We start from the raw sequence: 17,655 nt of genomic DNA, 5'->3' as shown, positions 1-17,655 counted from the left end.
AGGGACATACATGCATAATAGTATTGATCCGAACAAATTAGATCTTGAAGAACGTGTTGTTACAATCAACCGTGTTGCAAAAGTAGTGAAAGGTGGACGCCGTTTCCGTTTTGCTGCATTAGTAGTGGTTGGCGATAAAAACGGTCATGTAGGTTTTGGTACTGGTAAAGCACAGGAAGTACCAGAAGCGATTAAAAAAGCCGTTGACGATGCGAAGAAAAACTTGATTGAAGTACCTATTGTAGGCACAACAATCCCACACGAAATCAATGGACGTTTTGGTTCTGGCAATGTGCTAATGAAACCAGCCACTGAAGGTACTGGAGTTATTTCCGGCGGACCAGTTCGTGCTGTCTTAGAGCTTGCGGGTGTTGGTGACATCTTAACAAAATCACTAGGAGCAAATACACCAATTAATATGATTCGTGCTACTTTAAATGGACTAACAAACTTAAAACGCGCGGAAGAAGTTGCTAAACTGCGTGGAAAGTCTGTAGAAGAACTGTTAGGATAAGGAGGGAAACACTATGTCTAAAAAATTAGAAATCACCCTCAAGCGCAGTGTTATTGGTCGAACAGAAGGGCAAAAACAAACTGTTCAAGCATTAGGACTTAAAAAAATTCAGTCAACCGTTGTTCGGGAGGATACCCCATCCGTTCGTGGAATGATTAATAAGGTATCCCATCTTGTAACGGTTAAAGAGGTTTAATAAAACATTAGCGTAAAGGGAGGTGCTCGCATGAAACTTCATGAATTGAAAGCATCAGAAGGAACTCGCAAAAGCAGGAATCGTGTAGGACGCGGAACGTCTTCTGGTAACGGAAAAACTTCCGGCAGAGGGCAAAAAGGTCAAAAAGCACGTTCAGGCGGCGGTACACGTCCGGGTTTTGAAGGTGGCCAAATGCCATTATTCCAAAGCTTGCCGAAACGCGGCTTTACGAATATTAATCGTAAAGAATTTGCTATTGTAAATCTGGATGCATTAAATCGTTTTGAAGACGGCACAGAAGTTACACCTGAGCTATTACTTGAAGAAGGTGTCGTAAGCAAACTGAAAGCTGGCATTAAGGTGCTGGGTAAAGGTGCTATCGAAAAGAAACTGACAGTAAAAGCTCATAAGTTCTCTGCTTCAGCGAAAGAAGCTATTGAAGCAGCGGGCGGTCAAACCGAGGTGATTTAATGTTCCGTACAATCTCCAATTTTATGCGCGTGGGTGATATCAGACGGAAAATCGTTTTTACATTATTGATGTTAATCGTCTTCCGTCTCGGTACATTTATCCCTGTGCCATATACGAATAAAGAAGCAATTGATTTTATGAACCAGCAAAATGTTTTTGGGTTTCTAAATACATTTGGCGGCGGAGCACTGCAAAATTTCTCCATCTTTGCAATGGGAATTATGCCTTACATTACCGCCTCCATTATTATGCAATTACTTCAAATGGATGTTGTACCTAAATTTGCTGAATGGAAAAAGCAAGGGGAAATGGGACGCAAAAAGCTTGCCCAGATAACCCGTTATGGAACAGTTATCTTGGCATTCATTCAGGCGATTGCAATGTCAATTGGATTTAATGCGATGGCCGGCGGGCAGTTAATTTCCAACCCCGGAATCCTGACATTCCTTGTCATTGCAGTTGTGCTTACAAGCGGAACGACATTTTTAATGTGGCTTGGTGAACAGATTACGGCAAACGGTGTAGGAAATGGTATCTCCATCCTGATCTTTGCTGGTATCGTGGCCGCGGTTCCGAATGGCGTAAAACAACTGTATATCCAGTATTTCGATAACCCTGGTGATGAATTGTTTATTAATATCGTCATCGTTGTGTTAATTGCATTGGTTATCGTTGCAGTAACGGTTGGAGTTATTTTTATCCAGCAAGCATTGCGCAAAATCCCAATTCAATATGCAAAAAAACTTGTCAATCGTTCACCAGTAGGCGGACATTCCACACATTTACCACTTAAAGTAAATGCTGCGGGAGTTATTCCGGTAATATTTGCTATTGCATTTATTATGGCACCCCGAACCGTTGCCGGATTATTCGAGAATAAGTTCGCGACAACAGTTGAAAACATTTTTGATTACACCCAGCCAATTGGGATGATCATTTATGTTGTATTAATTATTGCGTTCACATATTTTTATTCGTTTGTGCAGGTCAATCCGGAACAAATGGCGGAGAACTTGCAGAAGCAGGGGGGATACATTCCAGGAATCAGACCTGGAAAGAAGACAGAAACGTATCTTACCCGTGTGTTGTATCGTCTTACGTTTGTAGGATCGATCTTCCTGGCAGCTGTTGCTGTTTTACCTATGATTCTAGGGAAAATTGGGAACCTGCCTACAGCAGTACAAATCGGCGGTACGAGTTTACTGATTGTTGTTGGTGTCGCACTGCAAACAATGAAGCAGCTGGAGAGTCAGCTGGTCAAACGACACTACAAAGGTTTTATCAAGTAAAAACTTGTTGCACAGCCCGAGAGCGAGGGGAAAACAGTTGAATTTACTTTTAATGGGTCTTCCTGGTGCTGGTAAGGGTACACAGGCAGAAAAAATTGTTGAAAAATACAACATCCCTCATATCTCAACAGGAGATATGTTCCGTTTAGCAATAAATGAAGGAACAGAGCTTGGCAAAAAAGCAAAGGAATTTATGGATCAAGGTGCACTTGTTCCGGATGATGTTACAATTGGTATTGTTGATGAGCGCTTGCGCAAAAACGATTGTGAAAATGGTTTTCTATTAGATGGGTTTCCACGAACAATTGCACAAGCCGAGGCACTGCAATCGCTGCTAACGAACATGAATAAGGCGATTGATCATGTCGTCCATGTTGATGTACCAGAAGAAAAATTAATGGAACGTTTAACTGGTCGCAGAATATGTCCGACATGTGGTGCAACTTATCATGTGCTTTTTAATCCTCCGAAACAAGCGGGAGTATGTGATAAGGATGGCTCTACCTTAATCCAGCGGGATGATGATAAAGCCGAAACGGTGAAAAATCGTTTAGATGTTAGTATCAACCAAACAATGCCACTTTTAGATTATTATCAGGATAAAGGAAACCTTGTAACGGTAAACGGGGATCAAGAAATTGATAAAGTTTTCCAGGATATTCAAGTGGCAATAGAAAATTAAGGATTCTGCCTTATATGGATGCAATTCTGTCTGTTAAAATGTATAATATAACAGTGTGTATTTTGGGTAGCACACTGATTACGTGATATAGAAGTGACACAGGAAGTTGATTCATGAGAACTTTAAAACCTTTAACCAAAAGGTATTCATTAAATATAAGCCTAAGTGAAGGTGATCGTTGTGGAGGAAGCTGACTCGGTTCCGCAGATGGGTCAAGTTGTTCGAATTGCGCAAGGACGTGAGGCTGGCCAATATGCGGTAGTCATAAAAATGGTTGACGAACGGTATGTCTTACTAGCGGATGGGGAAAAACGTAAATATGATCGACCAAAGAAAAAGAATTTACATCATATTGAAGTTATGGATTATATATCTCCAGAAGTCCAAAACAGCCTTCTAGAAACTGGTCGTGTCACAAATGGGAAATTACGGTTTGCCATAGCTAAATTTGTCAATGAGGTTGTGACTGATTTGAAGAAGGGAGATCAACACGATGGCGAAAGACGATGTAATTGAAGTGGAAGGTACCGTAACAGAAACATTGCCAAATGCGATGTTTAATGTCGAGCTTGAAAATGGCCATACAGTTTTGGCCCATGTGTCTGGTAAAATTCGTATGCATTTCATTCGTATCTTACCAGGTGATAAGGTAACGGTAGAACTCTCCCCATACGATTTAACAAGGGGACGAATTACGTACCGTTACAAGTAATAGTGAGCTCCGATCTAAAAGGAGGTAAAGATGATGAAAGTAAGAGCATCTGTAAAACCAATTTGCGAAAAATGCAAAGTCATTAAACGCAAGGGTAAAGTAATGGTGATTTGTGAAAATCCGAAACACAAGCAAAAACAGGGCTAATCAGAGGTCAGAAGTCCAGAGGCCGGATTGGAACAAATCGGCGAGTGAGCCGATTTGTGGATATATTTAAAAATCAGGAGGTGCTAAAATTTTATGGCACGTATTGCAGGTATTGATATTCCACGTGATAAACGTGTGGTAATCTCATTAACCTATATTTATGGTATTGGGAAAAACACTGCACAAGAAATCCTTAAAGAAGCAGGCGTTTCAGAAGACACTCGTGTACGTGATCTTACAGAGGATGAATTGGGTAAGATTCGTAAAGCAGTTGACGGATACACAATCGAAGGTGACCTTCGCCGTGAAGTATCGCTTAACATTAAACGATTGATTGAGATTGGCTCATACAGAGGAATTCGTCATCGCCGGGGACTTCCCGTACGCGGACAAAAAACAAAAAATAATTCCCGTACTCGTAAAGGTCCACGTCGTACGATTGCAAACAAGAAAAAGTAATGTGAAGGAGGGTAAAATCAATGGCTCGTAAAACCAATACACGTAAGCGTCGTGTAAAAAAGAATATTGATACAGGTGTAGCACATATTCGTTCTACGTTTAACAATACGATTGTAACGATTACCGATGTTCAAGGTAATGCGATTGGCTGGAGCTCTGCAGGTGCATTAGGCTTTAAAGGTTCTCGTAAGTCAACACCATTTGCTGCACAAATGGCAGCTGAAACAGCAGCCAAATCGGCTGTGGAAAACGGCATGAAAACATTGGAAGTAACGGTAAAAGGCCCTGGTGCCGGTCGTGAAGCTGCTATCCGTTCGCTTCAGGCAGCTGGCTTAGAAGTTACAGCCATTCGTGACGTAACTCCAGTTCCTCACAATGGTTGTCGCCCACCAAAACGTCGTCGTGTATAAATTATACCGTATAGAATTTGTCACCCTGTCTATAATGGGTTATGATGGCTAAAAGTGTAAGGCAAAAGTGGAAGACTCTTTTTTGTACTTTAAGGAAGTATAAGTTTTTATACGATTAAAGTATAAGAAAAATTTCGGCACCCGCTATGATGGACGGGTAAAAACCTGAGTTTTTCTAAAAATACCTTAACCAACAGCATCTGAGTTGACAGAGAGTACAAAAGAAACCAATAGTGCAGAAACGCCAACTGCCTATTTGAGGAATTTCGGTTAGACCCCTTAAGTCTAACCGGGGTTTCGACGTTTTGAAGGAGGGTTTTATTGAATGATCGAAATTGAAAAACCAAGAATAGAAACGGTAGAGATCAGCGATGATGCCAAATTTGGAAAATTCGTCGTCGAACCGCTTGAACGTGGATATGGTACTACTCTAGGAAACTCCTTGCGTCGTATCCTATTATCCTCACTTCCAGGCGCTGCTGTAACGTCCGTTCAAATTGATGGTGCGTTGCACGAATTCTCAACAATTGATGGCGTTGTTGAAGATGTAACGACTATCATTTTGAATTTGAAGAAGCTTGCTCTAAAAATTTACTCTGACGATGAGAAAACATTAGAGATTGATGTGCAGGGAGAAGGAAAAGTAACGGCTGCAGATCTAACATATGATAGTGATGTAGAAGTATTGAATCCGGAACTGCCTATTGCTACGGTTAGCAGTAAAGGAAGCCTGCATATGAAAATTACCGCAGAACGCGGTCGCGGCTATCGTCCAGCAGAAGCAAACAAACGTGATGAACAGCCAATTGGTGTTGTTCCAATTGATTCAATCTTTACACCCGTATCACGTGTCACCTATCAAGTTGAAAATACCCGTGTAGGTCAAGTTGCAAACTACGATAAATTAACGATGGATGTATGGACAGATGGAAGCACTCGTCCAGAAGAAGCAGTTTCTTTAGGTGCCAAAATCTTTACCGAGCATCTTAATATTTTTGTGGGTTTAACAGACGAAGCGCAGAATGCGGAAATCATGGTCGAAAAAGAAGAAGATCAGAAAGAAAAAGTAATGGAAATGACAATCGAAGAACTTGATCTGTCTGTCCGATCATATAATTGTTTAAAACGTGCTGGAATTAATACAGTTCAGGAGCTTTCAAATAAATCGGAAGAAGATATGATGAAAGTACGTAATTTAGGCCGTAAATCACTGGAAGAAGTCAAGGTAAAACTGGATGATCTTGGCCTAGGCTTACGTAATGATGACTGATCTTTTATAGACACCTTTAGAATTGGAGCAATACGCTGGAGCTTATCACAAGCACTACGCAGATGTTCAATTATCTATTATTAGTTCCCAGCAACAGGAAAAGGGAGGGATAGTCCATGGCTAGAAAACTAGGTCGTACAACAGACCATCGTATGGCATTACTTCGCAACCTTGCATCTGATTTGATTATTCATGAGCGGATTGAAACAACAGAAGCAAAAGCGAAGGAATTGAAATCGGTAGTTGATAAAATGATTACGCTTGGAAAACGCGGTGATCTTCATGCACGCCGTCAAGCTGCAGCATTTTTATACAACCAGGAAGCAAACGAAGATGAAAGTGTTATTCAAAAACTTTTCGGTGACGTTGCCGAGCGCTACGAAGATCGACAAGGTGGATACACACGTGTTCTTAAGCTAGGTGAACGTCAAGGTGACGGAGCAAAAATGGCAATTATCGAACTAGTTTAATGAAACATGAGCGCGTTAAGGGCAGGACTGAATCTCTTCCACGAGGTGAATCCAAGCCCTTTTTTTGTGTATAATGGTGATAGAAAAGTGCAGCGGGGCCGTTTAGCGACGTATGGCATAAGCAAGGGACCGCAGAGCGCCCGCACTTTGGCGCTCGGAGTGTCCATTGCTTATGGCAGTAGTCGCTGGCCCCACGCGCAACTGAGTCAAGGAAAGGTGAAAGGTTGAGACGACTCGGATGATACAGGGCATCGAACCAAGGATGAGTATATCAACCGCAGGAGCGCAGAAACATCGGCCGGAGCGCAAAAACATCGACTGGAGCGAGGAAACATCGACCGGAGCGCAGAAACATCAGCCGGAGAGCGGAAACATCGGCCGGAGCGCGGAACATCAGCTGGAGAACGGAAACATCAGCCGGAGCGAGGAAACATCGGCCGGAGCGCAGGAACATCAGCCGGAGAGCGGAAACATCGACCGGAGCGAGGAAACATCAGCCGGAGCGCAGGAACATCAGCCGGAGAGCGGAAACATCGACCGGAGCGCAGGAACATCAGCCGGAGAGCGGAAACATCGACCGGAGCGCAGGAACATCAGCCGGAGCGCAGAAACATCGGCCGGAGAGCAGGAACATCAGCCGGAGAGCGGAAACATCGACCGGAGCGAGGAAACATCAGCCGGAGAGCGGAAACATCGACCGGAGCGCAGAAACATCAGCCGGAGAGCGGAAACATCGGCCGGAGCGAGGAAACATCAGCCGGAGCGCAGGAACATCGACCGTAGAGCAAGAGCATCAACCAAAGCACGATAACTCATCCCGAGGACGTAGACATAGACTGGAGAGCTGGATTATCAATTAATTCACACCCAGGCCATGAGCTAGAGGAGGAATTCACATTTTGAGAAAAAAATTGATTGAGTTTAGAAATGTATCGTTTCGATATGGAGATGAGGAGCCTTGGGTGTTAAAGAATTGTTCGTTTGAAGTCTATGAAAATGAGTGGCTTGCCATTATTGGCCATAATGGTTCCGGAAAATCGACTATTGCCAAGTTAATGAATGGCCTTCTGTTTCCGCAAGAGGGTGAGATTATCATCAATGGGCAACAGGTAACGGAGGAAACGATCTGGGATGTCCGAAAAGATGTCGGAATGGTTTTCCAGAATCCGGATAATCAATTTGTCGGGACAACGGTACAGGATGACGTTGCGTTCGGTATGGAAAACCGCGGATTCCCGCGTGAAGAAATGATAAAGCGGATTGAACAGAATTTAACAGCTGTCGGGATGCAGGATTACCGATTGACAGAACCGCACAGGCTTTCCGGTGGGCAAAAGCAGCGCGTGGCAATTGCTAGCGTTTTGGCAGTTTCGCCTAAGGTACTTATTTTGGACGAGGCTACCGCGATGCTTGATCCAAAAGGGCGCCAGGAAATTATGCGTACTGTTTCCAATGTTAGAGCGGAGCATGCACTTTCGTTAATAACGATCACCCATGATTTGCGTGAAGTTGTACAAGCAGAAAGGGTAATCGTGATGAACAGTGGTGAAATCTGGGATGAGGCAATACCACGGGAGATTTTTTCGAAAAAGGATGCATTAAGGGAAATTGGACTTGATGTGCCATTTGTCGCTATTTTAACGGATGAACTGAAGAAGACTGGAATGACGATAACAAATGAGCCACTAAATCAAGAGGAATTGCTGGAGGATCTATGGACATTACATTTGAGAACGTAAACTACATTTACCAACAGGGTACCCCATTTGCCCATAAAGCAATTAAGGACTTATCTTTTCATATACCATCGGGATCATTTGTAGCTATAATTGGTCATACTGGTTCAGGTAAATCAACGTTAATTCAACACTTAAACGGTTTAGTACACCCGAGTGCGGGAACCGTCACAATCGGAAATTACCGTCTTACTAATGATGAAAAGCCAAAAAACATGAAAGAATTACGCAGCAAAGTTGGGGTCGTGTTCCAATATCCAGAGCATCAACTATTTGAAGAAACAGTAGAAAAGGACATCGCATTTGGTCCGGAAAACTTTGGTGTTTCCAAAGAGGAAATTGCTAAACGGATTCAGGAGATTATTCCGGCGGTTGGTTTATCCGGAGAGATGCTGAAACGCTCACCGTTTGATTTAAGTGGCGGCCAGATGCGCCGGGTGGCCATTGCAGGTGTATTAGCGATTAAACCGGATGTGCTTGTACTTGATGAGCCAACAGCCGGATTAGATCCACGCGGGCAAAAGGAAATCATGAACATGTTTAAGGAATTGCACAAAAAGGAAGGGTTAACCACCGTACTTGTGACACACAGTATGGAAGATGCCGTTCAATATGCCGACCATGTGATTATTTTAAATAAAGGGACGAAATACATGGAGGGAAGGCCTGAGGATGTATTAACACAGCAAGAAGCATTAAATAAGGTCCAGCTTGATGTTCCAGAAGCGGTTCAGTTCCTTTTAAATTTTGAAAAAAGGTTCGGCATAAAAATTCCTTTCCAACGTCAAACAACCGAAGAGATTGCACGGGATGTACATCGGTATTTACAAGGGGGCGGCGAGAATGAGTAACTCCCTTATTATTGGCCAATATGTTCCGGGGAATTCGATTATCCACCGGTTAGATCCCCGCACAAAAATTACGATCATTTTTTTCTTTGTTTTTGTCGTGTTTTTTGCAAATTCATTGCTTAGCTATGCTATTTTAACAGCTTTTGCCCTGGCTAGTGTGGCAACAACTCGAATTCCCATTAAGTTTATCGTGAAAGGGTTAACGCCTGTCTGGTTTTTAATTGTTTTCACATTTTTACTGCATTTATTTGTAACCAAGGAAGGAACGGTTGTAGCTGAAGTATTCTCCTTTAAAATATATTCTGGGGCACTTATCCAGGGAATTGCTATTTCGATGCGGTTTTTCCTGCTGATCTTAATTACATCGTTATTAACCTTAACAACAACACCGATCGAAATTACCGATGCGATTGAGGATATGCTTCATCCACTGAAAAAAATCAAATTTCCAGTGCATGAGCTGGCACTAATGATGTCAATATCATTACGGTTTATCCCGACGCTGATGCAGGAAACGGAAAAAATCTCACGGGCACAAGCATCGCGCGGAGTTGACTTTAAGACAGGACCAATTAAAGAACGCGCCAAAGCCGTTGTACCCTTATTGGTACCATTGTTCGTCAGTGCATTTAAACGGGCCGAGGAGCTGGCGATGGCGATGGAGGCACGTGGCTATCATGGCGGGGAAGGCCGAACAAAACTCCGGGAATTAAGGATAGAAAAACGGGATATAGCGATTTACGTATTATTTTTATTTGTAATTGCAGGGTTATTTTTAACGAGAAATTACTAGTAAGGGGCTGGGGCGAAATGGAAAAGATAAAGTGTGTGATCAGCTATGATGGTTCCGGTTTTGCCGGATTTCAAATCCAGCCCAAGAAGCGAACTGTTCAAGGGGAGTTAGAGAAGGCCCTTATGACAATACACAAGGGGGCGCATGTCCGAATTCAGGCCTCTGGACGTACGGATACGGGCGTGCATGCCAAGGGACAGACGATCCATTTTGAAACACCGTTTACCATACCGGAGGCGAATTGGAAGCGGGCGCTTAACACGCTTTTGCCGGGTGATCTTTATATAAATGAGGTAGAAAAGGTTCCGTCATCATTTCACGCGCGATATGATGTAATAGAGAAGGAATACCGCTATTATGTCTGGAATGAAAAAGAGACGGATGTTTTCAAGCGTAACTATGCATATCAATTCCCTTATGCATTGGATATAAAAGCGATACAGGACGCTTGCAGCTATTTGGAGGGGGAGCATGATTTCACTACATTTTCCTCGGCAAAAGCTACGACAAGAGGGAGCAAGGTAAGGACACTCTACCAGGCATCATGCGAGAAACGCGGAAGTGAAATTGAATTCATTTTCCGGGGAAGCGGCTTTTTATACAACATGGTACGGATAACCGTTGGCGTATTGCTTGATATTGGCCAAGGCAGACGTAGAGCAGGAGAAATTCCCTATCTTATCGAACAAAAGGATCGCCGGCTTGTTGGGGAAACGATACCACCTCAAGGGTTGTATTTGTGGAGGGTCAGGTATTGACTGAGTGTGATAGTATAATATGGTCAGAAAACAAGATGAGAATAAAGAAGCGGAAAAAGTCCCGCTAAGACTTGACATTTGGCCCCTAGTTGGTATACTATGATTTATGGCATTTTATTTCTAAACCATGATTAGCCCCGGAAACTAATTATGTTAAATATAGGAATAACAACGGAAACGAATGAAATATGGAGGGAAACCATCATGCGCACAACTTTCATGGCGAATGAAAATAATATCGAACGCAAATGGCTTGTTGTGGATGCTGAGGGCCAACGTCTTGGTCGTTTAGCAAGTGAGGTTGCTGCGATCCTTCGCGGAAAGCATAAACCAACTTACACACCACATGCTGACACAGGTGATAATGTCATCATTATCAACGCTGAAAAAATCGAACTTACAGGCAACAAAATAAATGACAAAAAATATTACCGTCATTCAGGCCATGTTGGCGGATTAAAGGAACGTAATGCATACGAAATGCGTACGAAATACCCTGAGCAAATGCTTGAGCTTGCCATCAAAGGTATGCTTCCAAAAGGTCCACTAGGCCGTAAAATGGGTAAAAAATTGCACGTATACAGAGGTTCTGAACACAATCATCAAGCACAAAAACCAGAAGAATATACGCTTCGTGGATAATTAAAAGGAGGTTACTCAATTGGCACAAGTACAATACTACGGCACAGGCCGTCGTAAAAAGTCAACTGCACGTGTACGCTTAGTTCCAGGAACAGGCCGTGTAGTGATTAATGACCGTGATGCAAAAGACTATTTTCCATATGAAACACAATTATTAATATTAAACCAACCACTTGCGGCAACAGAAACACAAGGCACATATGATGTCTTGGTAAAAGTTCATGGTGGAGGATTCACTGGCCAAGCTGGTGCTATCCGCCACGGAATCGCTCGCGCACTCCTTGAAGCCGATCCAGAATACCGTGCTTCATTGAAGAGCGAAGGATACTTGACTCGCGACGCACGCATGAAAGAACGTAAGAAATACGGTCTTAAAAAAGCCCGTCGTGCACCACAGTTCTCAAAACGTTAAGCAAATTAGAAAAAACTATATCAAAAAACCCTTTCTCCATTGGTTCCGAGGAAGGGTTTTTTGTTTTACTTACTTCTCCGCTTTATCATCAGATACCCTTGGCTTCTTCACTTTCCCTGACTCCGTCTCTGTCAATTTTCCTTCGTCAATTGACGACTTAAATTGAAATGAATCATCATCCAGTTCATCATCTATCTCCGCAATCACAAGTGGATAGGTGAGCACTTGGATGTTCATGCTGCCCTTTTTTGGTTTGGTCTCTTCATAGCTGACAGTAATTTTATGATTACCTGCTTTCGATTCTGGTGAGGTTACTTGCTGTATTTGCTCAACCTTCACATCAAATCCGCCTGATGACTTTTGTCCAAGCATAACAATTACATATGTCTTGCCGTTTACATGGAAAACTTTATTCGCTTTTTCTGCCCGATGTTTCGCAATCCATTTTTGAACCTTGTCTGGTGCATCCTCAACATTGATTGTCTTAAATGGAATTTCCGTAACGTCCCTTTTCATTGGTATCTCCTCCTCAGTGTTTGAATTGTCCTTTATTGCATCCGATCCGCACCCGGGTAGGGATATACTTAGAAATATAACGATCATCAAACAATGCACAAGACTCCGCCTCATTTTAAGAATACCCCTTTCTGTTACATACCCTTTTTCCTATCACCGACCTGTCTTAGCTCCATCATACTTGACATTTAGACATATGTATAGTGCAGTATTTTTTACCAGCATTAAATTATTTAGTTGAAACCTTTATCCATGTTAAACTGTATAATAATTAAACAGAAAGGAGGAAAAAGATGTTTAGAAAAATACTAAAACAGCTTAATCGCGGCAGCAGCGAGCGCAGACATCGCCGCTATCATGGCGGCAGCAGCAGTAAGCGAGGACGCCATTATTATCACAGTGGCAGCAGCAGTAAGCGACGACACCACTATTATCACAGTGGCAGCAGCGGGCAGCATAGACACCATCCAATGAGCGGCAGTAAACGTTACAAGCGGAGAAGCTGGGGAAGCAGCAGCTAGTGTCCTCCTTTTGCTTTAATTGCAGCATGCAGATCTGTCTGAATTTCACTAGAATTCGAATAAGGACGAAGCAGCCGGAGTAACCTTTTCAGTAAATGAACCGTTTCATCCGCCAAAGAAAGTTCTTCTGTCCAAGGGAGAGCTTTTTTACTTTTGGAAGAATACGTCGTGTAAAGCAAATATAAAAGAATATCACCTAAATCATAATAATCCTGCAGTTTCATCTCCATAATAGCTTTACGAGAATAGACCGGACCATCTGAAGCAACATGTTTTGCCAACCCAAAATCGATTAAAAAAGGCTCGTCATTTTTCAGCATAATATTTGGAATCCGTAAATCCAGATGATAAATATCTTTTTTATGCAGATAATCAATTAACTCGAGTAAATGAGCAAGGAAGAGCAGTGATTCTTTCTCATTAAACGTTTTTTTCTTAAAAAAAATCTGCTTGTCCAGATTATCCCCTTCCATGTAGCTCATAACATAAAAGAAATTACCGTTATGCGAAAAGGATTCATACAACGTTGGCATATTTTTATGTTCCAGCATACGTAATACAGCAATTTCCTTGTTAAAGATGTCAACCTCATTACGTTTACGCTGCTTGCTTGGCCGAAGCTGTTTAAGCCCTTTATTCTCCATGGTTTTCAAATCTTTGCAAAGATAAACAATACCATAGCTTCCAGTTCCGATAAGATCCAGAACCTGATAACTATCCTGTAAAACTGTCCCTGTTTGGAGTGGTTTGTCAACAAAATACTGATAGGTTTTTCTTATAAAACGTAAGATATGCACGACAATCACCTCGATCCAGAATCAGTCATTACTTTAATGACATATTTTGAATACTATTATACATGAAAATGGGACAGGCGAGCTTGGAATAATAAAAACAAACATTCTCCCTAAATCAAATGCCATTTTAGACTAGGGCAACGAATGGTTACCACACAAACACACCCATCCAAAATTCGACTTAACCAAAGACGATTTCTACCGTTAAGTGAGGGTAGTTTTCTTCTTTATAGCTAAAACATAGTCATTTTTCCCTAATATTTTCAAAACGCGTAAAAGTTGTAGAATTTTGTTATAGCTTGCGTTAAAATTGAAGTAATATAACGTTTAGAAAAGTCACTCAAAAAAGGAATGTAGCTTATGACCTACCACATCAACCTAATAAAACTCCTTTTTTCTATGGATGACCATTTATATCGAATTAATAAGGCAGAAAAAATCCAAGCTTTATGGAAATGGTGTTCACTTCTTTGCCTATTCAGTATCATTATATATGGCTGGATGGCGTTACTTGGGATTGGTTCCGATTTTATATCAAGTCATGCAACTGCATTAAACGCAACGGAATATGAGTTAAGCAAATTAGGCTTTGTTATTGGCCGGGGTTTGTACGCTATTTTGCTAACTGCTATTATCTTATTTCTTTCGGCACTTATCTTTTATTCCATAACCGGTATACCTTTTCGTAAACTGATCATTATGCAGCAGGTTGTGCTGTTAATGATGCTTGTCGAACGGGTTTTATGGATACCGCTGATGCTTTACTGGGGCCTGGATTGGTATGTTTCCCCATTGTCATTTGGCATTATCGCCTCTTATTTTACCGAATATCAGTGGATCATCTATTTTTTTGGTGCAATATCATTATTTCAATTATGGATTATCGGCTTTCAGGTCAAATTTTTACGTTACCTGTCTCCAATCAAACGACGGTGGATTTGGCTTACTGTCATTCTTTTACATATATTCTATTGGGCTGCAGCTGCTTCCTTGGCCTTGATTGATAATCATTTGGTAAGGGGGTGGTTTGGTTGAACCGGAGAAAAGTGATCCTTTTATGTGTAACTCTATTCGTTGGAATCAATAGTATATTACTAGTCATGGATGATAAAAAAGTAGAAAGAAAATCGTATGTGAGGGAATGGTCGAGAATAATAACTGCGGATATGTATGAAAAAATGCATAAACCAGGTGTCTTGACTCCAGTGGAAGAAAACAATGTCTACTTCAATGAAAAGATGGGGACCTTCGGGGAATTTTTACTGGAAGAAGGGGCAAAGGTAAACGTGGGCGATGCATTGTACACCTATCAGGTTCCAGACTATTATGCAACGAAAGCACAGCTAGAAAGTGAAGTGGATACGATTAACGGGGAAATTGCGGCAATCGAGCAGGCAATGTCGTCCATTTCAAATTACCAGATTCCCAAGATTGAGATGGTATTTGGGGATGGCAACGAAAAGGAAAATAGGGAAGGTAGAAAAACAACCATTCCGTCTGCCGATGCAGAATATATGAAGGAGCAATATGTAACCGAAAAGGAAAATGAACTGGCGCAAAAAAATGCTCAGTTGAAAAGTGTGCAAGCACAGTTAACCGAATTGGAAATGAGTGGGGATACAATTACGGTAGAAAGTCCGTTTCAGGGGAATGTAACGAATGTTTCAGATTCGCTGGATGATCCAATCATAACAATTGAATCGACCCAATTACATGTAACGGGTGAATTGACAGAAAAAGAGCGAATGGTGCTGGAGCAGGGGATGCCTGCAGAAATAAGCCTTTCAGAAAATAATACGGTTTTACAGGGGACTGTTCAGGAGGTAAGTGATTCCCCTAAAACAGTTGCCTTACAAGGAACAAGTTTGTACCCATTTTATGTGTCATTTACGGATGAAGCTAAAGATGAAAAGGATACGGAACAATTATTACCTGGCTATCATGCCGACATGGCAATTACAACAAATGAATCGGCAAATGCTACGGTTGCACGGGAGGACGCCGTTTTCGGCAAAACGCTATGGAAGATGACAAGTGAAGGTAATCTAGTCAAGCAAAAGATAACAACCGGTATTCATATGAATGAACAAATCGAGATTACTAAGGGCGCCAAACCTGGAGAGTGGGTGGCCAAAGATCAAAAGCGTCAATTTCGCTCCAACGTTACGTTTATTACACCATTGAAAATCAACCATATTCACTGGAAGCAATTTTTCAAGCAAGGGAATTGGAAGAAGGATGTTGTGACTGGGTTGTTGACGAGGTAAAGGGGAATATTTTCGAAAATGAAACAAGATAAGCCTTTTAAAATTGTAAGGGTTTATTTTGTTTCGTTTTTTATTCAATGGAATGGGAATATCGTAAAGAGTAAATAGGGAGGTTTATATGATCTGACGTATTCATAGCCACGGCTCCATAAACGATAATCCAGTTATCCAATTCCAGTCATAAACGCGAGCCTTGTCCCATAAAATAGTTCAAGCAGAGTGAATAAGGAGCGAATGAGATATGGGACGTGCTGGCAAAGTTGTGAGCTGGGGGGCAGGTTTAGTACTTTTAGCATTTTTAATTAATGTTCCAATTCAAATGTCGGAACAAACATGGGAAACATGGTCACTCCCGCTTGCAGGCAAAACAATCGTAATTGACCCGGGACATGGCGGACCGGATGGTGGAGCAGAAGGAAGAGATGACACACAGGAAAAAGACGTTGCGCTTGCCGTTTCTAAAAAACTGCAAGACTATTTGCAGCAATCAGGTGCACTTGTATATTTAACAAGGGAAAAGGATACGGATTTAGCGGAAAGTGGGACGAAGGGATTGTCACGGAGAAAATCGGAGGATATCCGCAAACGCCTTGCATTTATCCATGAAAAGAAAGCTGATTTTTATGTAACGGTTCATTTAAATGCTATCCCTTCAGCCAGATGGAGTGGTGCACAAACATTTTATTATCCAAAGTTTGAAGAAAGCAAACATTTGGCAAAAATGATTCAGTCGGAAATCATACGTAATCTTGAAAACACGAAACGAACCCCTTTAGCCATTAATGGGATTTATCTTCTAAAACACGCTGAAGTTCCCGGGGCTTTAGTAGAGATTGGCTTTTTATCGAACGAGCATGAACGGGAGTTGCTAAAACAGGATGAATACCAGCTGAAAATGGCTGGCAGTATATATGAGGGTATTTTGCGGTATGTGACGGAGGATGTGGAAGAGGAAGAGAAATAAGGGGTATTCATTTAAACATTGGCTGTTTTCTCAATGATTGTTGCTTTTAGCGACTTCATAACAAATTTCATAACAAGTGAATTTTCTGATATAATAGATATGAAGAATTCTAAAAGTATGAAACCTTTTGCGATTATAATCGTATTTCTTTTAAGACAATTTGTAAGGAGGTGAATAACCTTGGGGTTAATATTTGATTTGCTCAATCTTGCTGTTTATGTACCTTTTCTAAAGGTTAATGAAGAAGATATAGGTAGGAACCTAACGCATTTAAAAAAACATCAATGGTTTCAAAACTATCTTAATGATGAGAAGTATAGGGAACTAATCATTTACAATAAAAACGTACGTCAAACTATTGGGAAATTTAAAACCAAGAATTCCTATAACATTAGATGTGAAAAAAAATTACACAAAGTATTACTTAATGTTGCCTAACAGAAATAAAATGACCTCTAATTAGGGTCTTTTTTTTGCAGTTCTATAGATTTCAACTGTTGCGTAGTTAGATTTTTGACACGCTGAAATAAGCATTTGTTCTACACGTTTGTCAAATGCTAAATCTTTACCTAAATCAAGCCAACGGAACCAATAAAGGTAATTATCCAAGTATTTAGTTGCTACTAAGGGCAATTTATTTTTATATGAAATAAGAGCATCAACATCATCCTCTTGATATTTCCGGATTAACCCCCGAATTTTGGACAATAACACTCTTAAACTAGCTTTTCCTTAAAATTACGTTATTTTCTCCAGTTTATCTTCTTCTTTTGTCCGC

At 41.4% G+C, this 17,655-nt stretch carries 25 protein-coding genes and 1 pseudogene; 23 read left to right on the top strand and 3 right to left on the bottom strand.

Translation table 11 applies throughout. The features are described from left to right. The first annotated feature begins 10 nt into the window (after positions 1 to 10). The 19 genes from rpsE to rpsI all read left to right on the top strand — a co-directional run bounded on the left by rpsE (position 11) and on the right by rpsI (position 11,812). On the top strand, positions 11 to 514 hold the full coding sequence (gene rpsE / locus IEX12_RS14355; RefSeq protein ID WP_088051841.1) for a 30S ribosomal protein S5: 504 nt from the start codon (positions 11 to 13) through the stop codon (positions 512 to 514). Between the two features lie 13 nt (positions 515 to 527). After that, positions 528 to 710 carry a 50S ribosomal protein L30 gene (gene rpmD / locus IEX12_RS14350; protein ID WP_088051842.1) on the top strand — a complete coding sequence of 61 codons (183 nt, stop codon included), beginning with the start codon at positions 528 to 530 and terminating at the stop codon, positions 708 to 710. A gap of 30 nt (positions 711 to 740) precedes the next feature. Then, complete coding sequence (gene rplO / locus IEX12_RS14345; RefSeq protein WP_088051843.1) at positions 741 to 1,181, top strand: 50S ribosomal protein L15; 441 nt, start codon at positions 741 to 743, stop codon at positions 1,179 to 1,181. Next, on the top strand, positions 1,181 to 2,470 hold the full coding sequence (secY, locus tag IEX12_RS14340; protein WP_088051844.1) for a preprotein translocase subunit SecY: 1,290 nt from the start codon (positions 1,181 to 1,183) through the stop codon (positions 2,468 to 2,470). Before rplO ends, secY begins: the two co-directional genes overlap by 1 nt. Before the next feature lie 37 nt (positions 2,471 to 2,507). Further along, complete coding sequence (locus tag IEX12_RS14335; RefSeq protein ID WP_188725417.1) at positions 2,508 to 3,152, top strand: adenylate kinase; 645 nt, start codon at positions 2,508 to 2,510, stop codon at positions 3,150 to 3,152. Positions 3,153 to 3,332: 180 nt separating this feature from the next. Continuing rightward, on the top strand, positions 3,333 to 3,668 hold the full coding sequence (locus IEX12_RS14330) for a KOW domain-containing RNA-binding protein (RefSeq protein WP_088051846.1): 336 nt from the start codon (positions 3,333 to 3,335) through the stop codon (positions 3,666 to 3,668). Beyond that, entirely contained in the window at positions 3,646 to 3,864 is a 219-nt protein-coding gene (gene infA / locus IEX12_RS14325; RefSeq protein ID WP_010095735.1) for a translation initiation factor IF-1, read from the top strand. The genes IEX12_RS14330 and infA overlap by 23 nt, the downstream gene beginning before the upstream one ends. Before the next feature lie 33 nt (positions 3,865 to 3,897). Continuing rightward, positions 3,898 to 4,011, top strand: coding sequence for a 50S ribosomal protein L36 (gene rpmJ / locus IEX12_RS14320; protein ID WP_010095733.1), 114 nt, complete (start codon positions 3,898 to 3,900; stop codon positions 4,009 to 4,011). 93 nt (positions 4,012 to 4,104) lie between these two features. Then, positions 4,105 to 4,470 (top strand): 30S ribosomal protein S13, encoded by a 366-nt coding sequence (gene rpsM, locus IEX12_RS14315; RefSeq protein ID WP_088051847.1) that lies wholly within the window; start codon positions 4,105 to 4,107, stop codon positions 4,468 to 4,470. A gap of 20 nt (positions 4,471 to 4,490) precedes the next feature. Continuing rightward, complete coding sequence (rpsK, locus tag IEX12_RS14310) at positions 4,491 to 4,880, top strand: 30S ribosomal protein S11 (protein ID WP_077324021.1); 390 nt, start codon at positions 4,491 to 4,493, stop codon at positions 4,878 to 4,880. Positions 4,881 to 5,205: 325 nt separating this feature from the next. Next, positions 5,206 to 6,150: a DNA-directed RNA polymerase subunit alpha gene (locus tag IEX12_RS14305; RefSeq protein ID WP_088051848.1), complete on the top strand. Its 945-nt coding sequence runs from the start codon at positions 5,206 to 5,208 to the stop codon at positions 6,148 to 6,150. Between the two features lie 116 nt (positions 6,151 to 6,266). Then, complete coding sequence (gene rplQ / locus IEX12_RS14300) at positions 6,267 to 6,620, top strand: 50S ribosomal protein L17 (protein ID WP_088051849.1); 354 nt, start codon at positions 6,267 to 6,269, stop codon at positions 6,618 to 6,620. Between the two features lie 238 nt (positions 6,621 to 6,858). Continuing rightward, complete coding sequence (locus IEX12_RS14295) at positions 6,859 to 7,431, top strand: hypothetical protein (protein WP_188725416.1); 573 nt, start codon at positions 6,859 to 6,861, stop codon at positions 7,429 to 7,431. 88 nt (positions 7,432 to 7,519) lie between these two features. Continuing rightward, positions 7,520 to 8,359, top strand: a complete 840-nt coding sequence (locus IEX12_RS14290) for an energy-coupling factor ABC transporter ATP-binding protein (protein ID WP_155554886.1) — start codon at positions 7,520 to 7,522, stop codon at positions 8,357 to 8,359. Further along, positions 8,335 to 9,207, top strand: coding sequence for an energy-coupling factor ABC transporter ATP-binding protein (locus IEX12_RS14285; RefSeq protein WP_088051852.1), 873 nt, complete (start codon positions 8,335 to 8,337; stop codon positions 9,205 to 9,207). Before IEX12_RS14290 ends, IEX12_RS14285 begins: the two co-directional genes overlap by 25 nt. Then, a complete protein-coding gene (locus tag IEX12_RS14280) occupies positions 9,200 to 10,000 on the top strand; it encodes an energy-coupling factor transporter transmembrane component T family protein (RefSeq protein WP_088051853.1) in 801 nt (266 codons plus the stop codon). The genes IEX12_RS14285 and IEX12_RS14280 overlap by 8 nt, the downstream gene beginning before the upstream one ends. 17 nt (positions 10,001 to 10,017) lie before the next feature. Then, positions 10,018 to 10,758, top strand: a complete 741-nt coding sequence (truA, locus tag IEX12_RS14275; protein ID WP_088051854.1) for a tRNA pseudouridine(38-40) synthase TruA — start codon at positions 10,018 to 10,020, stop codon at positions 10,756 to 10,758. 204 nt (positions 10,759 to 10,962) lie between these two features. Beyond that, the gene (gene rplM, locus IEX12_RS14270) at positions 10,963 to 11,400 is read left to right on the top strand and encodes a 50S ribosomal protein L13 (RefSeq protein WP_088051855.1); all 438 of its coding nucleotides are present in this window, start codon (positions 10,963 to 10,965) and stop codon (positions 11,398 to 11,400) included. A 19-nt stretch (positions 11,401 to 11,419) separates the two neighbouring features. After that, positions 11,420 to 11,812 (top strand): 30S ribosomal protein S9, encoded by a 393-nt coding sequence (gene rpsI / locus IEX12_RS14265; protein ID WP_088051856.1) that lies wholly within the window; start codon positions 11,420 to 11,422, stop codon positions 11,810 to 11,812. A 69-nt stretch (positions 11,813 to 11,881) separates the two neighbouring features. Here the strand turns inward: rpsI and IEX12_RS14260 are convergent, their stop codons facing one another. Then, entirely contained in the window at positions 11,882 to 12,328 is a 447-nt protein-coding gene (locus tag IEX12_RS14260) for a protease complex subunit PrcB family protein (protein WP_188725415.1), read from the bottom strand. A gap of 517 nt (positions 12,329 to 12,845) precedes the next feature. After that, positions 12,846 to 13,646 (bottom strand): protein kinase domain-containing protein, encoded by an 801-nt coding sequence (locus tag IEX12_RS14255; protein ID WP_286171163.1) that lies wholly within the window; start codon positions 13,644 to 13,646, stop codon positions 12,846 to 12,848. 360 nt (positions 13,647 to 14,006) lie between these two features. Here IEX12_RS14255 and IEX12_RS14250 point away from each other — a divergent pair, with 360 nt between their 5' ends. The 4 genes from IEX12_RS14250 to IEX12_RS14235 all read left to right on the top strand — a co-directional run bounded on the left by IEX12_RS14250 (position 14,007) and on the right by IEX12_RS14235 (position 17,315). After that, positions 14,007 to 14,681, top strand: coding sequence for a hypothetical protein (locus IEX12_RS14250; RefSeq protein WP_188725414.1), 675 nt, complete (start codon positions 14,007 to 14,009; stop codon positions 14,679 to 14,681). Beyond that, positions 14,678 to 15,913 carry an efflux RND transporter periplasmic adaptor subunit gene (locus IEX12_RS14245; protein WP_188725413.1) on the top strand — a complete coding sequence of 412 codons (1,236 nt, stop codon included), beginning with the start codon at positions 14,678 to 14,680 and terminating at the stop codon, positions 15,911 to 15,913. Before IEX12_RS14250 ends, IEX12_RS14245 begins: the two co-directional genes overlap by 4 nt. A gap of 241 nt (positions 15,914 to 16,154) precedes the next feature. Next, complete coding sequence (gene cwlD, locus IEX12_RS14240; RefSeq protein ID WP_188725412.1) at positions 16,155 to 16,877, top strand: N-acetylmuramoyl-L-alanine amidase CwlD; 723 nt, start codon at positions 16,155 to 16,157, stop codon at positions 16,875 to 16,877. Between the two features lie 180 nt (positions 16,878 to 17,057). After that, positions 17,058 to 17,315, top strand: coding sequence for a hypothetical protein (locus IEX12_RS14235; protein WP_188725411.1), 258 nt, complete (start codon positions 17,058 to 17,060; stop codon positions 17,313 to 17,315). A 21-nt stretch (positions 17,316 to 17,336) separates the two neighbouring features. On the opposite strand, the pseudogene IEX12_RS14230 reads toward IEX12_RS14235, so the two are convergent. Continuing rightward, positions 17,337 to 17,501 (bottom strand): annotated as a pseudogene (locus IEX12_RS14230) (IS1595 family transposase); the annotation flags it as partial. Positions 17,502 to 17,655: the final 154 nt, after the last annotated feature.

The sequence above is a fragment of the Lentibacillus populi genome (assembly GCA_014642895.1).
Taxonomy (GTDB): Bacteria; Bacillota; Bacilli; order Bacillales; family Amphibacillaceae; genus Lentibacillus_C; species Lentibacillus_C populi.
This window is presented reverse-complemented; position numbering and strand designations above follow the sequence as displayed.

What these genes read in the sequence shown, in the direction of transcription:
- rpsE (WP_088051841.1), top strand. Translation starts at nt 11, where the DNA reads ATGCATAATAGTATTGATCCGAACAAATTAGATCTTGAAGAACGTGTT.
- rpmD (WP_088051842.1), top strand. Translation starts at nt 528, where the DNA reads ATGTCTAAAAAATTAGAAATCACCCTCAAGCGCAGTGTTATTGGTCGA.
- rplO (WP_088051843.1), top strand. Translation starts at nt 741, where the DNA reads ATGAAACTTCATGAATTGAAAGCATCAGAAGGAACTCGCAAAAGCAGG.
- secY (WP_088051844.1), top strand. Translation starts at nt 1,181, where the DNA reads ATGTTCCGTACAATCTCCAATTTTATGCGCGTGGGTGATATCAGACGG.
- infA (WP_010095735.1), top strand. Translation starts at nt 3,646, where the DNA reads ATGGCGAAAGACGATGTAATTGAAGTGGAAGGTACCGTAACAGAAACA.
- rpmJ (WP_010095733.1), top strand. Translation starts at nt 3,898, where the DNA reads ATGAAAGTAAGAGCATCTGTAAAACCAATTTGCGAAAAATGCAAAGTC.
- rpsM (WP_088051847.1), top strand. Translation starts at nt 4,105, where the DNA reads ATGGCACGTATTGCAGGTATTGATATTCCACGTGATAAACGTGTGGTA.
- rpsK (WP_077324021.1), top strand. Translation starts at nt 4,491, where the DNA reads ATGGCTCGTAAAACCAATACACGTAAGCGTCGTGTAAAAAAGAATATT.
- IEX12_RS14305 (WP_088051848.1), top strand. Translation starts at nt 5,206, where the DNA reads ATGATCGAAATTGAAAAACCAAGAATAGAAACGGTAGAGATCAGCGAT.
- rplQ (WP_088051849.1), top strand. Translation starts at nt 6,267, where the DNA reads ATGGCTAGAAAACTAGGTCGTACAACAGACCATCGTATGGCATTACTT.
- IEX12_RS14295 (WP_188725416.1), top strand. Translation starts at nt 6,859, where the DNA reads ATGATACAGGGCATCGAACCAAGGATGAGTATATCAACCGCAGGAGCG.
- IEX12_RS14285 (WP_088051852.1), top strand. Translation starts at nt 8,335, where the DNA reads ATGGACATTACATTTGAGAACGTAAACTACATTTACCAACAGGGTACC.
- IEX12_RS14280 (WP_088051853.1), top strand. Translation starts at nt 9,200, where the DNA reads ATGAGTAACTCCCTTATTATTGGCCAATATGTTCCGGGGAATTCGATT.
- truA (WP_088051854.1), top strand. Translation starts at nt 10,018, where the DNA reads ATGGAAAAGATAAAGTGTGTGATCAGCTATGATGGTTCCGGTTTTGCC.
- rplM (WP_088051855.1), top strand. Translation starts at nt 10,963, where the DNA reads ATGCGCACAACTTTCATGGCGAATGAAAATAATATCGAACGCAAATGG.
- IEX12_RS14260 (WP_188725415.1), bottom strand. Translation starts at nt 12,328, where the DNA reads ATGAAAAGGGACGTTACGGAAATTCCATTTAAGACAATCAATGTTGAG.
- IEX12_RS14250 (WP_188725414.1), top strand. Translation starts at nt 14,007, where the DNA reads ATGACCTACCACATCAACCTAATAAAACTCCTTTTTTCTATGGATGAC.
- cwlD (WP_188725412.1), top strand. Translation starts at nt 16,155, where the DNA reads ATGGGACGTGCTGGCAAAGTTGTGAGCTGGGGGGCAGGTTTAGTACTT.